This is a genomic window from Paraniabella hibiscisoli (assembly GCF_022512515.1).
GTDB classification, from domain to species: Bacteria; Bacteroidota; Bacteroidia; order Chitinophagales; family Chitinophagaceae; genus Niabella; species Niabella hibiscisoli.
Map to the genome: position 1 here is coordinate 4159276 of NZ_JAKWBK010000001.1, position 13670 is coordinate 4172945.

The 13670-nt window shown below is 43.8% G+C and carries 18 protein-coding genes; 12 read left to right on the plus strand and 6 right to left on the minus strand.

Going from position 1 to position 13670, the window contains the following annotated elements:
• The first annotated feature begins 28 nt into the window (after nucleotides 1-28).
• From MKP07_RS25665 to MKP07_RS25680, 4 genes are read left to right on the plus strand one after another with little or no spacing between them, the layout of a single operon-like run.
• A complete protein-coding gene (locus tag MKP07_RS25665) occupies nucleotides 29-1732 on the plus strand; it encodes an alkaline phosphatase family protein (RefSeq protein WP_240850023.1) in 1704 nt (567 codons plus the stop codon).
• A gap of 49 nt (nucleotides 1733-1781) precedes the next feature.
• Nucleotides 1782-2699, plus strand: a complete 918-nt coding sequence (locus tag MKP07_RS25670; protein WP_240850025.1) for a TIGR03364 family FAD-dependent oxidoreductase — start codon at nucleotides 1782-1784, stop codon at nucleotides 2697-2699.
• Nucleotides 2696-2935 carry a hypothetical protein gene (locus tag MKP07_RS25675; protein WP_240850027.1) on the plus strand — a complete coding sequence of 80 codons (240 nt, stop codon included), beginning with the start codon at nucleotides 2696-2698 and terminating at the stop codon, nucleotides 2933-2935. The genes MKP07_RS25670 and MKP07_RS25675 overlap by 4 nt, the downstream gene beginning before the upstream one ends.
• Before the next feature lie 30 nt (nucleotides 2936-2965).
• Nucleotides 2966-3865 (plus strand): metallophosphoesterase family protein, encoded by a 900-nt coding sequence (locus MKP07_RS25680; protein WP_240850029.1) that lies wholly within the window; start codon nucleotides 2966-2968, stop codon nucleotides 3863-3865.
• A 273-nt stretch (nucleotides 3866-4138) separates the two neighbouring features.
• Here the strand turns inward: MKP07_RS25680 and MKP07_RS25685 are convergent, their stop codons facing one another.
• The 5 genes from MKP07_RS25685 to MKP07_RS25705 all read right to left on the minus strand — a co-directional run bounded on the left by MKP07_RS25685 (nucleotide 4139) and on the right by MKP07_RS25705 (nucleotide 6927).
• Nucleotides 4139-5032 (minus strand): alkaline phosphatase family protein, encoded by an 894-nt coding sequence (locus MKP07_RS25685; RefSeq protein WP_240850031.1) that lies wholly within the window; start codon nucleotides 5030-5032, stop codon nucleotides 4139-4141.
• A gap of 24 nt (nucleotides 5033-5056) precedes the next feature.
• On the minus strand, nucleotides 5057-5740 hold the full coding sequence (locus MKP07_RS25690; protein ID WP_240850034.1) for a phosphonatase-like hydrolase: 684 nt from the start codon (nucleotides 5738-5740) through the stop codon (nucleotides 5057-5059).
• Nucleotides 5741-5742: 2 nt separating this feature from the next.
• Nucleotides 5743-6081, minus strand: a complete 339-nt coding sequence (locus tag MKP07_RS42950; protein ID WP_394803697.1) for an FAD-dependent oxidoreductase — start codon at nucleotides 6079-6081, stop codon at nucleotides 5743-5745.
• The gene (locus MKP07_RS25700) at nucleotides 5979-6458 is read right to left on the minus strand and encodes a hypothetical protein (RefSeq protein ID WP_240850038.1); all 480 of its coding nucleotides are present in this window, start codon (nucleotides 6456-6458) and stop codon (nucleotides 5979-5981) included. The genes MKP07_RS42950 and MKP07_RS25700 overlap by 103 nt, the downstream gene beginning before the upstream one ends.
• A gap of 61 nt (nucleotides 6459-6519) precedes the next feature.
• Nucleotides 6520-6927: an FAD-dependent oxidoreductase gene (locus tag MKP07_RS25705; RefSeq protein WP_240850040.1), complete on the minus strand. Its 408-nt coding sequence runs from the start codon at nucleotides 6925-6927 to the stop codon at nucleotides 6520-6522.
• 163 nt (nucleotides 6928-7090) lie between these two features.
• On the opposite strand from MKP07_RS25705, the gene MKP07_RS25710 reads away from it, so the two are divergent.
• The 3 genes from MKP07_RS25710 to MKP07_RS25720 are packed head-to-tail and all read left to right on the plus strand — an operon-like array spanning nucleotide 7091 to nucleotide 9448.
• Nucleotides 7091-7612, plus strand: a complete 522-nt coding sequence (locus tag MKP07_RS25710; RefSeq protein ID WP_240850042.1) for an alcohol dehydrogenase catalytic domain-containing protein — start codon at nucleotides 7091-7093, stop codon at nucleotides 7610-7612.
• A 38-nt stretch (nucleotides 7613-7650) separates the two neighbouring features.
• Nucleotides 7651-8178, plus strand: coding sequence for a zinc-binding dehydrogenase (locus MKP07_RS25715; RefSeq protein ID WP_240850044.1), 528 nt, complete (start codon nucleotides 7651-7653; stop codon nucleotides 8176-8178).
• 46 nt (nucleotides 8179-8224) lie between these two features.
• On the plus strand, nucleotides 8225-9448 hold the full coding sequence (locus tag MKP07_RS25720; RefSeq protein WP_240850046.1) for an MFS transporter: 1224 nt from the start codon (nucleotides 8225-8227) through the stop codon (nucleotides 9446-9448).
• Here MKP07_RS25720 and MKP07_RS25725 read toward each other — a convergent pair.
• Nucleotides 9346-10071, minus strand: a complete 726-nt coding sequence (locus MKP07_RS25725) for a helix-turn-helix domain-containing protein (protein ID WP_240850048.1) — start codon at nucleotides 10069-10071, stop codon at nucleotides 9346-9348. The genes MKP07_RS25720 and MKP07_RS25725 overlap by 103 nt on opposite strands.
• A 238-nt stretch (nucleotides 10072-10309) precedes the next feature.
• Here MKP07_RS25725 and MKP07_RS25730 point away from each other — a divergent pair, with 238 nt between their 5' ends.
• The 5 genes from MKP07_RS25730 (at nucleotide 10310) to MKP07_RS25750 (ending at nucleotide 13628) form a co-directional block, all read left to right on the plus strand.
• Entirely contained in the window at nucleotides 10310-10717 is a 408-nt protein-coding gene (locus tag MKP07_RS25730; protein WP_240850050.1) for a carboxypeptidase-like regulatory domain-containing protein, read from the plus strand.
• A 17-nt stretch (nucleotides 10718-10734) separates the two neighbouring features.
• On the plus strand, nucleotides 10735-12399 hold the full coding sequence (locus MKP07_RS25735; protein ID WP_240851071.1) for a TonB-dependent receptor plug domain-containing protein: 1665 nt from the start codon (nucleotides 10735-10737) through the stop codon (nucleotides 12397-12399).
• Nucleotides 12400-12589: 190 nt separating this feature from the next.
• Nucleotides 12590-12988 (plus strand): TonB-dependent receptor, encoded by a 399-nt coding sequence (locus MKP07_RS25740; RefSeq protein ID WP_240850053.1) that lies wholly within the window; start codon nucleotides 12590-12592, stop codon nucleotides 12986-12988.
• Nucleotides 12989-13017: 29 nt separating this feature from the next.
• A complete protein-coding gene (locus MKP07_RS25745) occupies nucleotides 13018-13341 on the plus strand; it encodes a hypothetical protein (RefSeq protein ID WP_240850055.1) in 324 nt (107 codons plus the stop codon).
• The gene (locus MKP07_RS25750; protein WP_240850057.1) at nucleotides 13302-13628 is read left to right on the plus strand and encodes a hypothetical protein; all 327 of its coding nucleotides are present in this window, start codon (nucleotides 13302-13304) and stop codon (nucleotides 13626-13628) included. Before MKP07_RS25745 ends, MKP07_RS25750 begins: the two co-directional genes overlap by 40 nt.
• Nucleotides 13629-13670 lie beyond the last annotated feature (42 nt).

Here is a 13670-nt window from a genome sequence, read left to right on the forward strand (position 1 = left end):
GTATGGTTTATTCAAAATCGGTTGTAATATGGAAAAATACTTTGCTATACTTTCTGTGATAACGAACGCCTGGCGGATCACCCTGTTAGCTTTTTCGACTGTTTTGCTCCTGGCCTGCGATCGTTCAATAAGCGGACCAGGAAACCCGCCTTCCGCGGACAGCTCAGGAAATAATAACGGCACCACAGTAAAAATCAAAAAAGTGCTTTTTATAGGTATCGACGGTTGTCTCTGGTCAACATTTTCTACCGCTAATACTCCCAATATCAAAGCGTTGATGGATAGCGGTTACGCCAGTACAAATGCGTTGGCAGAAGTGCCTACCTGGAGTGCTGTAGGCTGGTCGGGTTTGCTGACGGGTACCAGCGTGGCGCGTCATAAAGCTTCCGATAATTCTTTTTCAGGTTCAGATTTTATCAATAATCCTTCCTTTTTCAGCCAGGTTAAAGAGAGCCTTCCGGGGTATCGCACCGGTTCTGTAACTACCTGGGCGCCCATCAACAATACTATCATTAACAGCGCGGATATAAGTTTTAAGCTCAACCCCGGAACAGATGTCGCTACAGAGCAGGCCATGATCAATGAGCTCAGCACCCAGGACCCCGGCGTTCTGTTTTGTCATTTTGATGATGTGGATCACGCAGGCCACGCCACCGGTTTTTCTGCATCTAACACAGACTATGTAAATGCCGTAAAAGCTACTGATATCCGTGTGGGACATATCCTGGAAGCATTAAAAAAGCGTAAGTCTTTTGCTTTGGAAGACTGGCTGATCGTTATAGCCAGTGACCACGGGGGTATAGGCAATTCCCACGGAGGAAACAGCTACCTGGAGCGGAATTCTTTTATTATCCTGCATAATAAGGCTATTGCTCCCCGCCTGGTAAATCAAACGCCTGTTACAACCGTACAAACATCACCGTCATCAGTGGCTGCTCTTAATTTCGGACCTGATGTATATGGCACTTTGCCTGCTTTGTCGTCACAAACCCTGGCCCTGGATGCTAACGCAAGCTTCACAATAGAGTTTCGTGTTCGTGCTGCTGCCAACAACAGCGATCCGGTCATCATCGGCAATAAGAACTGGGCCAGCGGCTATAATAAGGGTGTTATTATCGCAAATCGTGCTGGCTCGATCAGAGTGAATTTGGGCGACGGCAGCAACAGGGTAGACCTGGATGGCGTAAACCTGTCAGACGGCTACTGGCACCATGTTTCAGTTGTTGTAAACCGCACTGCTCAATTGATGACACTTTATGATGGAGGTTTAGAAGTAGCAAGCAAAAGTATCAGCCAGGTGGGCGCTTTACAAAGCGGTACCGGCTTCAGGGTAGGTCAGGATGCTACGGAAAACTATGGTGTATACTTCTCCGGTAATATTTCTGGGATAAGAATATTCAGGTATGCTGTTGCAGCGGCTGCTGTCAATTCTTATGCATTTAAGGATATTGACAATGCACATCCCGGATTAGCGGACCTGGTCTTTTGTACAAATGGAAGGGATGGGGCAGGTGCCCGGTATGCAGGTTCCTGGGGAAGCGGGGACCTAAGCATATTAGCAAAAAATAGTGCTGCCATCAACTGGCCGGTCATCAACTCGCCGGTTTTTAAAACTGCTGCGATCGACTATCAAGGTGCGCCCTATCTGTATGATGTTGCGCCAACAATATTGAAATTCCTTGGAGTACAACGGCCGGCTAATTATTCCGGTAACAGCATAATAAATTTTTAAAGGGGCAATTATTGCCTGCTTTTTTATTCAATAACCGATCAATAAAAATATGTTTAACAAAAAAGCGATCGTAATAGGCGCCGGAATAGTTGGATTGGCTACCGCAAGAGCATTAGCCGTACGTGGTTATAAAGTTACAGTTATAGAAAGAACCCACCGGGCAGTGGGAGCATCTATCCGGAATTTCGGAATGGTGTGGCCGATAGGCCAGCCTGATGGGGAGCTGTATGAGCGGGCTAAGCTTTCGCGTAAAATATGGAAAGAAGTTTGCGACGAAGCCCATATCTGGTACGAAGAAGCGGGCTCTTTACATGTAGCTCATAATGAACATGAGTGGAAAGTGCTGCAGGAGCTTGCAGATGTATATGCTGACAGAAACTATGCACTGTTGAACGCCGGCCAGACAAAAGCCTGTTCAGCAGCTATTGTTGAAAAAGGACTAAAGGGCGGTTTGCATAGTAATGAAGAAATGATCATAGAATCGCGGGAAGCTGTTGGCGAGGTGGCTGCCTGGCTGGCGGGCAGGTGGGGCGTTCACTTTATTTGGGGAAAAGCTGTTACAGCCGTTCGGCACCCGCATGTTTATGCAGGAAAAGAGGTGTTTTCTGCAGATGAGATCTATGTGTGCAGCGGTTCAGATTTTGAGACCCTTTACCCCGAACAATTCTCAGAAGCTCCTTTTACGAAATGTAAATTGCAGATGCTGCGCATGAAAAGCCAGCCCAACAACTGGCGCATAGGACCTTCTATTTGCGGCGGTCTTTCATTGATCCATTATAAATCGTTTGCCAGCGCCGGTTCCCTCGATGCATTGCGTAGATATTACGAAGATCACTATGCCGGTTATTTAAAATGGGGCATTCATGTAATGGTATCGCAGAATAGTGCGGGTGAACTTACTATCGGCGATTCTCATGAATATGGTTTAACCCATGACCCTTTGACAAACAGATCATTAACCAGATGATACTGGAGTATTTGGGAACTTTTGCTCGTTTTGGAAACGAATTGGTTATTCAGACCTGGAACGGTATTTATCCTAAATTGACCAACGGCCAAACGGAGTGGATTGTTGAGCCTGAAAATGGTGTCATGGTTATTAATGGGTTAGGAGGTGCAGGAATGACCCTGAGTTTCGGACTGTGTGAGCAGCTGATCCAATCCAGAACTTCCAGCCAGGCTACAATTGCCCTGGCTCAATAACAATTATTATAAAGCAGTACAGATACAATAATGGAAAGAAGAAAACTGATCAGATCAATGGCTTGGGGTATGGGTGGACTTATGCTTGCACCTGAAGTACTAAAGGCAACTCCCAACAAAGTAAAAGATGTCCTTACCGTAGCACATATCACCGACGTTCATATCCGGGAAGATCTGAATGCCCCTGAAAGATTTAAGAAGAGCCTGAAGCAGATTATTGCCCGGCATAAGCCAGATTTTTTTCTGAATGGCGGTGATTCTATTTATGATGCATCTTATAGCCATGTAAAGCGGGAACGTGTTACTGCGCTGTGGGATATATGGGACGACTGTATAGCTACAATCAGCAATAAATATGAAGTATATTCCTGCATAGGAAATCATGATCCCTGGTGGGCTGCCCCGGAAAAAGATGATAACATGTATGGCATTCCTTACGTAGTAAAGCGATTAAAAATACCTGCACGGTATTACAGTATTCAAAAAGGTAAATGGCACTTTATCGTCCTCGATGGTAATAATAAAGGTATTACCCTTGATGATGAACAATATAAATGGCTGGAGGATACATTGCAGCAGGTGCCCGCTGATGAGTTTGTCGTATTGACGTCTCACTACCCCCTTTTAGGTGCCACTATACAGTTTGAAGGTGGCGGACACGGTGATTTTAAAAAGCTTAAAAACTTATTTTACAGGCAAAAGAACAAGGTGCGCTTGTTTTTAAGTGGTCATAATCATTTGCTCGATGAAACCATTTATAATAACGTTCGATATTGTTGTAACGGTGCTATGAGTGGTTTTTGGTGGGAACCCGGCAATGAGGAATCTGCCGGGCCGTCATTTTTCCAGGAGACAGCCCCCGGTTATGCCATTCTCAAACTATACCCCAATGGAACCTTAGAAAATAAATATTATTCACATGGCTTTTAAGTTGAAAAGCATGACTGCTAATGGATAGCATAAGTCTCGAAAATATAATCAAAACCGTAGCCATTATCTTATTGTATATAATGTAGAGCAAACATTTGCTTTCTTACATGCAACTTTATGAACCAATACCGGCAACTTATGTAGTTGCCGGTATTAACCTTCACATGGATTGATGCCCGTAAATCATATTAAACTAAAACGGGTTTACCTGATCATATACCGCGCGGGCGGGTAATCTTCAAAATAGTAATTAAGGGTTGTGAACAGCTGGGACTATTTAAAAACGCCTTGTGGCTTTACTCCGGTCCATGCTTTTGGTATATTCTTTATTTTAAAGATCTGTGCCAACACCATCGCGGTATTTTTGTTGCTGTTGTGAAATTCAGTCAGGCCCTGTTTCCTGATTCCCGGCCCTGTGATCGCCCAGGGAACCTGCATCTCCTGCATAGAAGTGCCTCCATGGCCTTTATTAATGCCTCCATGATCAGTTATCAGCAAAAAATAAGTGTTTTTATAGAGATCCGCTTTCTTCAGTTTATCAATAAAATGTCCGATAGCGCTGTCGGCTTTTTCCACCGCGTTAATGTATTGCGGAGACATCCATCCATAACCATGACCCGCATGGTCGGTATGAACGCTATACAAAAAAATTAACTGGGGATCTTTCCGGTAGGTGTTAAGAAACGAAATTGCTTTGTTGTAATTGCTATCGTATCCATCCTTGTATTGAAACGATAGCTCATCAATATATTTTTTATTAATAGAGTTGATGAGCTCAGCCCAGTTGTAATAGAACGCAGTTTTCACTCCCGGCACCTGCTCTTTCAATTGTTTAAATATGGATGGGTAGAAGCCTTCTGCGTCTTTATCCAAAGGAATCAAACTGTGATTTTGTAAGGTCCATGCATTGGATGTAACACCATGTTCCTCCGGCCCGGACCCCGTGAGATGGCTGGTCCAGTTAGGAAGCGTTACAGAAGGCATCACAGGTCGCGTGGTTAATGACAAAGTACCGTCTTTAAAAAGATTGTCTATATGGGGGTGTTTAATAGCCTTATAAGCTTCCGTGCTAAAGCCATCCAGCCCTATGATTACCACTCGTTGTGCTTTTAAAGCACCCAGCCCCAGGCTTATTAGAAGTATAATAAAAAGAGACAACTGTTTCATATCTGACTTGTAGGATTAATAAATTTAGTTGAATAGAATTTTTTTAAGTCCGGTTACATTATCCAGTATGTAATCCGGGGAAGCGGCTTCCAGTTGCTCACGGGTTTGAGCACCGCTTAAAACACCTATTGTAAGTCCGCAGCCTGCATTTTTTCCTTCAAGGATATCAATTTCAGAATCGCCGGCTTTCAACACGGTAGCCGGATCGCTGATATTAAATTGCTCCATGGCCTTAAAGATCATGTCGGGGTGGGGTCTCCCTTTGGTAACATCATCTGCTGTTATCAGTGCGTCATACAGCACACCCTCTTTCCATCCTAGTTTTTCAATAAGCTGTTGGGCTGTTTTTCGGTCGTAGCCGGTATTGAGCACCACCTTGATATTTTTGTCGCGAAGTTCGCCGAGTAAAGCCTCCACTCCAGGAAAAGTTCCTATAGTTTTTTCAGTATACGCCTTTTCGAGTGAAGGTTTGAAGTTCGCAAAAGCTTTGTCTGCTATCCCTTTCACATCAGGAATATGGGTACATGCCGTCAGGATATCAGTTATGGCCTGGTATTTTTCTTTACCGGCGCCATGCAGAAGAACTTCGTCAAGGCTGACTTCAAAGCCTTCGTCATTAATAACCTTCCTGACGGTTTTGTAAACCAGGTTATCTTCATCCACCGTGGTTCCGGCCATATCAAAAACAACCATTTTTATCGATATCATTTTTATAAATTTTTATTGAATAAATTGCTGATGTGTTCTTTTGAAAATCCGGCAGATCCGGTCATACCTTTACCTCCGATACCTGTTACGATATGTATGTTGCTGCCCACTGAGTGCAGGAAGATGTCCTGATCTTTGCACTGCGAGTAAATACCCAACCACCGGTTCTGAATATTAAAGTCGGGAAGAGTGAAGATCTTCTTTGCTTCATCTGTCATGAATCGGTCTATGTCGGCTCTCAGGTCAAATCCCAGGTCATCGCTGTTGCCGGCATCAGCATATTCATGAGAGTCGCCGATAATGACGGATCCATCGGCAGCCTGCTTAAAAAGTATATGAATGCCCCATTTTTTTCGAAGGATAAGGGGTTTTCTTTTTGTCGGATGGTTGGGTAAGATGGACATTCCTGGAAAGCCTCATAACGCCGTATAGACAATCCTGTCAGGATAGATCCTCTTAGCTCATAATTTTTTTGAGGTACGGTTTGTAGCATTTGCAGCTTAACCGCCTGCAGGTCGCTTTGGTTATAGATTTCGGGGTACAGGGTTTTGAACTCCGCCCCGCTGCATACAATCACTTTAGCTCCATGGATCGTTTCTCCTGAACTGGTAACCACTTTTACCAATGAGCTGGTTGATTCGCAGGCAACAACTGTACGGTTGGGCAAATAGTTCAGCTTTTTCTGTTCAACCAGGTATTCAAGCACACGATGTATCATGATCCGGGGCTCCACTGTAACTTCCTCCGGGAAAAAAGTCCCGATATTACATAGTTGGGATTTAGACCCGGATATTTTTGAGGCATTGCTCCCTGGTAAGCAGTTCAGATGGATAGTCATTACTCCGATTGATCTGAAAAAGCTCTTCGAGTAAAACGCGTTCTTCTAAATTGGAAGCCAGGTAAACCGATCCGTTTTTACGGACGCTTATATCAAACTCACTCTGTAAGGTTCCATAAATAGCGAGACTGCTTCGTCCATATAATTGCCATTTACTGTTCATGCCGGAAGGCACGACCTGTCCGAAGTTTCTCACCGTTGCGCCCATTGGTAATTCGTTTCGCTCAACAAGCGCTACCGACAAACCTCCCATGAGCGCATGGTAGGCGTGAAAAGTACCAAGTGCGCCGCCACCTACTACTACAAGGTCATATACGTTCTTAATCGAGCTGCCCGGGGATAAAATCATTTTGAAAGAATAAATTTATAATCGAATGAATCATGTAAGCGCTCAGGCAAAGATGAATCAATAAAGTTTTTTCAGGCGATTATGCAAAAGAATTAAAAATTTCTTAATAAGAAAAAAAATTCGCAAAAAGAAAATATCTTTCCTTTACAAAAGAATTAGAAAAATGAATAAAGGACAATTAATGATGTTTGAAAAACCTGGTGTGCCCATGCAGCAGGTAGCTATACAATTACCCGTACCTGGTCCGGGAGAGATCCTGGTTAGAAATAAATTTGCCACCATTTGCGGCAGTGATCTACATACCTATTGCGGCACCCGCAAAGAGCAGCTTCCTACAGTGCTGGGCCATGAAATTGTTGGTGAAATAGCTGCTTTTGGACCTGATTGCCTGTTGAAAGATCAAAAGGGAACAGACTTGTTTGTTGGAGATAGAGTTACCTGGTCGATTTTTTCAAGTGACCCGGGCTCCTATTATGCGCTGCAGGGCATGCCGCAAAAAGGTGAAGGTCTTTTTAAATACGGGCATGCACTGTTTACCGAATCAGATGCTTTTCACGGTGGCTTTAGTGAGTATTGTCTTTTAAAGCAGGGAACTGCGGTGCTTAAAATTCCGGATACGCTCCCTCTTTCCGTTGCTGCCACGCTTAATTGCGCTATTGCAACGGTAGCCGGGGAATTCGGTTAGCCGGAAATCTTGACGGTAAAAACGTATTGATTTTTGGTATGGGTTTATTGGGTTTAACCTGCGCTGCCATGTGCAGGGACGCAGGTGCTGCCGGCATAACGGCAGTTGACCTGAGTCAGGAGCGATTAAAAGAAGCCACAGGGTTTGGCGCAGACCAGATGTTTTTAATGAACGAAAACACTGAAAGTCAACTGAACGAGACCCGGAACAAATGGCCCCGCAAAGGATATGATATCGTATTTGACATGAGCGGGTCCCCGGATGCATTGGAGTTGGGAATGGAAGTGTTGGCAATAGGTGGAATTGCTATTTGGATAGGTACTGTGTTCAGGGCTAGAAAAATAGCCATCGATGCCGAAAAAGTAGTTCGTGGACTTATAACGATCAAAGGTCTTCATAATTATAATTACGAAGATTTTATTTATGCGCTCGATTTTATGACCCGTTCCTGGAAAAACTATGGGTTTCAAAATGTGGTTGAAAAGACATTTTTGCTCAGCGAGGTGAATGAGGCATTTGAATATGCGCTCCGTGAAAAACCACTCCGTGTAGGGGTTGAACTTTAACAATTAATCTATTTTATATGATGGTAGGTTCCTTCAGAAGGCAACAGTGGCAAATGCTTTTGGCAACTATGTTTTGTTACCTGTTTTTTACACCGGCAGGCATAATTTCGGCTGGGCTGCCAAAAGCCTCATCGCCGAACTGGGGATTTCTTATGCACAGCTGGGCTGGATCAGCTTTTCGATGCTTATGGGCTATGCCATAGGCCAGTTGATCAACGGTAACCTGGCTGATTATTTCAGCAGCCGCAAAATGATTCTCGCCGGGGGATTGCTGTCAGTAGCAGCAAATATTGCTATCAGCTTTTCTCATACCTATACCATGATACTCCTGTTATGGTGTTTGAATGGTTACTTTCAGTCACTGGCCTGGGCGCCGGGCACCCGTATTATCTCCAATTGGTGGCGGCGCGAAGAGCGCGGTAAGGCCTTTGGTCTTTATACGATGGCTGCGGGGCTTTCGTCTGTCGTAACCTTCCTGCTTTCCATCTTAATTGTACAGCAGGATGCTGAATGGCCTTCCTTATTCCGGATACCTGTTCTGTTTTTGCTGGGTGCTGTTCTAATCTTTTTCTTCCTGACGGCCGATAAGCCGTCAGACAGGGGTTTTGCCAACCTCTATCAGGAGAGTACTATTGGTCATTCCTCAAACTGGAAGGAGCGCTATAGGGTTGTTTTTGGTAATCGCAGATTTATGATGGCCTCCCTGGCAATGGGGTTTGAGAGCATGGCCCGTTACGGGCTCATTGTTTGGGTGCCCGTTCATTACCTGGGCAACAATTGGAAAGAAAACCCACATTATTTATGGGCTACCTTATTAATGCCGATAGGCATGTCACTGGGAGCCCTGACCTTCGGATCTATCTCAGATAAACTGCTTAAAGGTAATAGTGTTGCGGCTATACGAATGGGCATGCTGATAAGTGCCGTATTAGCGCTGCTCATTTTTAGCCTATCTGTTGAAAATTTAATAGTAAGCGGGTCTTTAATGTTTTTGGCAGGTTTCTTTGTATATGGGTTGCAGTCTAATTTCTGGCCTATGAGCCCCGAAATCCTGGGAGAGAAGTATGTAGCAACTGGTGTAGGCGTTATGAATACGGCTGCGTACATATTTGCAGCCCTGGGTGAACCACTGCTTGGATTCATCATTGATTTAACTGGTAATACGTCCTATGTGTTCCTGGCTATTACGGTGATCTGCCTGCTTTGCGCGTTGACTATTTCTGCTGTTCGCAAACCACGAATGAAGGTGCCGCTCAGCATAGTTGGGTAAATACCGGAATTAGCTGGTGAGGGAAGCTCCCCAAATAGGTATATAACCAGCAAACTCGCAGGCTTCGTTCCTTTATTATGAGGCACGTGAGGTATGTTTCCATCAAAGAATAGTGCATCTCCCTCTTTCAGCATAATCATTTCCTCATTGAGCTGATATTCAATTTTTCCCTTAAGCAGGTATAGTATTTCGTAGGCTGCTGTTGTAACAAGCGGCCTGCTACAGCCGGGTGTGAGTTGGAGTAACGATAGCTGGATAGTACCACCCTCGAAACTATTTTCAAGTATGGAGAAATAGCTGAAACCTTCGGCCTCTTCTTCTTTTTGATAGGGTTGGAAAGACCGGGCAGGAATATGAATATATCCGTCGAACTTGCTTTCAGAAACGAATTCTGTAAAAAATACATCGAGGGAGATACCTAATTTTTGAACGATGGTGAACAAGCTCGGTATAGTTGGTATCATCCTTCCATTCTCTATTTTCGACAATAACGAGGAAGTCATTCCGGTAAGTGATGCCAGGTCGATCAACTTGAGATCTTTTTCTTTTCTATACCTTCTTATGAGGCTACCCAGCCCGTGGTAATTAAAATGTTCCGTTTGCGTAGGGATGTCTTCTTTCATTGGTCGCAAAAATAGTGCATAATGAATTTACGGTCGTGGATTTTCTGAAATATTAAAATTTCATTTCAGGAAAAATAATGTCTCTAAAGTAAAATAATTGTGATTTTATTGTTTACTAAATATTAACTTTATGGAAATAAAATTTCCTTGTAGGAAAAATATATAGTTTTGACGAAGGCTTCGAAAAGCAGAAAACTACAATTGCTTCAATCATCTTTTAAATATAAACAACCACGCTATGATGCGACTATCATTATTTAAAAAATTTCGCTGCGGGTACTGGCAGGTAGGTTTGGTTTTACTGTTTGTACTCCAATGGCGGCTGCCGGCAACTGCATTGTCCGTTAAATTACCAGCTAAAATGGTCACCGGTACCATTACCAGCCAGGCTGGAGATACTTTAGCTGGTGTAAGTATTGTAGAAAAAGGTTCAACAAATGGTACCACCAGTAATGTGAAAGGTTTCTTTTCAATCAGTATAGCGGGCCCTGAATCAGTTTTAGAGATTTCTTACGTAGGCTATAAAACCCAGGAGATAAGAGTTGGGAACATGGAAGTTTTCAACATCATACTGCAGCCCGGCGTTGGTGTAGAGGCTGAGGAAGTGGTTATTACTGCTTACGGTAAAGTGAAAAAGGAAGCCTGACCGACGCGGTAGCTACAATAGGCGGTGAAAAATTAGAGAACCGGCCCTTAAGAACATTAGGCGATGGTCTTGCCGGCCTGGCCCCGGGACTAAATATCAGGATCCCTAACGGTGCTCCTGAAACCACTCCCTCAATAAATCTGAGAGGCTTTACCGGACTCAATAGCAGCGCGGCACCGTTGATCCTGGTAGATGGGGTTGAAAGGCCTATTCAGGACATTAATCCCAACGATGTGGAAACTATTTCACTGTTAAAAGATGGCGCTTCGTCGGCCATTTATGGTTCGCGCGCACCTTATGGTGTTTTATTAATTACAACCAAAAGCGGTAAAACAGGAAAAGCAACAGTAACCTATTCCTCAAATGTGCGAATAGGGAAGATGGTATTATTCCCAACCCAGCTGGATTCACCGGAGTGGGCCAGGTATGTAAATATGGCCCAAAGAAATGGCCAGCCTAATGGGTCGGGTACAGATGGTATTGATTCTATTACTATTGAACGAATGAGGGCATGGCTCAGGAAGGATTGGAGCAGTCCGGCATTCGACGATTTACGTGCCAGGTTTGGAGATAAAGCGCAATCTTACATAGAAAACGGTCAGTTTCCTACTGCTGACGTAAGTTTTAAATACTGGACCAGGGAGCAGTCGTTTGCTACCACTAAGTTGTATGACGCTTATTTAAACCGGTCAGATATCAGTGCTCAGCATAACCTGAACATCAGTGGCGGGTCTGATCGGATTCAATATTTTACCAGTATGGGATATAATGGTGGCAATGGCTTATTTAAAGGTGATTTTAATTACAATAAGCGTTATAATTTTCAAACCAAGCTGAATTACAAGGCAGCCAGCTGGTTAGATATTAGAACCGATGTTAACTATGTTCGCCAGGAAAACCAGGGAGCTAATTATCGTGCGGGAACCGCCACCGATGCAGGTACCGGAACGGTGGCTAACTATGGTGATATATTTGGAAGTATGGTTCAGTATTTTGCTACTCCTTTGAAAGTTCCTTCAGGCAACGCTTATTCATGGATCTTAGGTGCACCTGGTATTTTGGGTGAAGGAGGACTGCTTAAAAATAATAGGGACGATATTGTTCTTACCGGCGGCGCTACAATAAGACCGTTTAAATACTTCGAAATAAATGGTGATTATACCTGGAGATTAAGCAACACAAGATTTCAAAGAACCGAGAAGGTGGCTTACACCGAATGGCCTGATGGCACCAGGGTGCAGAATAACCGTTCAGCGAATAACAGTAGCATCAGTAAAACAACCGGTAATCAAAGCTATCAGTTCGCCAAGTTGAGTGGCCAGTATAAAAGAACTTTTGGTAGCAATCACAATATTTTAGCGCAGATTGGTATGCAGTCTGAAGAAAATAAATTTGAATCTCTCACGGGAAGTAAAACAGACCTGTTTGCTCCAAATGAAGTAGAAGCCATTAATGCAGCAGCCAACAATCCTTTGGCAGATGATAACTTATATGAATGGGCGACCCTGGGTTATTACGCGGTTGTAAGCTACGATTATAAGCAGAAGTACCTGGTGAAATTTGCAGGAAGAAAAGATGCCAGTTCCCGTTTTGCACCAGCATCAAGATGGGGAACATTTCCTTCGGTATCAGCCGCGTGGAATGCTGCCCGGGAAAGCTTCTGGCCATTGAAAAAATCGTAAGTGAATTTAAGCCAAGGGTTTCCTGGTCTAGTTCGGGTGACCTGACTTCAGTAGGAGCTAGTAATTATTATACTTATCTGCCGGTACTTAATTTTGGCCTTAGCCGAACCACTTTACTGGGAGGTAACTACTCTAATATTGCTACACCTCCCGGGCTTATAGTTCCGATCTTACCTGGGCTAAACCGACCGTGCTCGATTTTGGATTAGATATTACGGCTTTGAATCAAAGATTGAACATTGTATACGATTGGTATCAGCGAACGGTTATAGACCAGATTGGTCCTCCCGATCCGGTATCGCTGGTGTTGGGAACGGGCGCCCCGGTAAAAAATAACTCAGTGTCGGAAACACGTGGCTGGGAGCTTAGTATAGGGTGGAATGACCAGTTGAACCTGGCTTCAAAACCTTTTGCTTATAGTCTTCGATTTAATATAAGCGACTATGTAGGTTATGTAACCAAATACAGTGCAAATGTAAACGGAGTTAGAAGTGGCGTGTGGACACCGGGAGAGCTTTTCGGACAAAATTTTGTTTATAAGTCCGGGGAATCGCGCAGAATACCTCGGATCTGGACAACAGGGTTTTAACAGGCACCTATAATTACCCGGGTTATATCATGTATCAGGATCTGGATGGAGATGGTTACATCAATTCAGGTAACGGAGGATTCTGGTATAGTCGCGGTGACCAGGTTACTGATGGATTTAATTATCCGCGCAAAAGCTATTCTTTCTTACCTTCTTTTTCCTGGAATAATATATCGCTGTCAGCAGTATTCGAAGGAGTAATGCACTGGAAGGTTTATAGCAGCTCTCATTATGTATTTGGCTCCAGTACAGGAGCAGGCGGTGTAGCTTACTTTTTTACTCCGGCTTTTAAGGAGAGCTCTGACCTTGGATATTGGACTCCTTCCAATACGGATGCATTCTTTCCGCTTTAAACACAGGAAGCTCGCTGGCTACGGACCAATACTCACTCAACCTGGCACACCTGCGTGTTAGGAATGTGACCATAGGTTACGATCTTCCGCAACGCTGGATATCAGCGGCAAAACTCAAAAGAGCCAATGTGTATTTCAGCGGCGAGAACCTGGGTTTTATTTTCAATAAGTCCTTTATAAAATATGATCCTGAATTTTTACGTAACCAGTCAGCCTTTGGAGCTGCAAGTACCAATGGTTATCCACCTCTACGCTATTATTCTATGGGGATAAACGTTAGCCTGTAATCCTATTGCTGACTAAATAATATGCTGAGTACTTTAAAATTT

What these genes read in the sequence shown, in the direction of transcription:
- MKP07_RS25665 (WP_240850023.1), top strand. Translation starts at nt 29, where the DNA reads ATGGAAAAATACTTTGCTATACTTTCTGTGATAACGAACGCCTGGCGG.
- MKP07_RS25670 (WP_240850025.1), top strand. Translation starts at nt 1,782, where the DNA reads ATGTTTAACAAAAAAGCGATCGTAATAGGCGCCGGAATAGTTGGATTG.
- MKP07_RS25675 (WP_240850027.1), top strand. Translation starts at nt 2,696, where the DNA reads ATGATACTGGAGTATTTGGGAACTTTTGCTCGTTTTGGAAACGAATTG.
- MKP07_RS25680 (WP_240850029.1), top strand. Translation starts at nt 2,966, where the DNA reads ATGGAAAGAAGAAAACTGATCAGATCAATGGCTTGGGGTATGGGTGGA.
- MKP07_RS25685 (WP_240850031.1), bottom strand. Translation starts at nt 5,032, where the DNA reads ATGAAACAGTTGTCTCTTTTTATTATACTTCTAATAAGCCTGGGGCTG.
- MKP07_RS25690 (WP_240850034.1), bottom strand. Translation starts at nt 5,740, where the DNA reads ATGATATCGATAAAAATGGTTGTTTTTGATATGGCCGGAACCACGGTG.
- MKP07_RS25700 (WP_240850038.1), bottom strand. Translation starts at nt 6,458, where the DNA reads ATGATACATCGTGTGCTTGAATACCTGGTTGAACAGAAAAAGCTGAAC.
- MKP07_RS25705 (WP_240850040.1), bottom strand. Translation starts at nt 6,927, where the DNA reads ATGATTTTATCCCCGGGCAGCTCGATTAAGAACGTATATGACCTTGTA.
- MKP07_RS25710 (WP_240850042.1), top strand. Translation starts at nt 7,091, where the DNA reads ATGAATAAAGGACAATTAATGATGTTTGAAAAACCTGGTGTGCCCATG.
- MKP07_RS25715 (WP_240850044.1), top strand. Translation starts at nt 7,651, where the DNA reads ATGGGTTTATTGGGTTTAACCTGCGCTGCCATGTGCAGGGACGCAGGT.
- MKP07_RS25725 (WP_240850048.1), bottom strand. Translation starts at nt 10,071, where the DNA reads ATGAAAGAAGACATCCCTACGCAAACGGAACATTTTAATTACCACGGG.
- MKP07_RS25730 (WP_240850050.1), top strand. Translation starts at nt 10,310, where the DNA reads ATGATGCGACTATCATTATTTAAAAAATTTCGCTGCGGGTACTGGCAG.
- MKP07_RS25745 (WP_240850055.1), top strand. Translation starts at nt 13,018, where the DNA reads ATGTATCAGGATCTGGATGGAGATGGTTACATCAATTCAGGTAACGGA.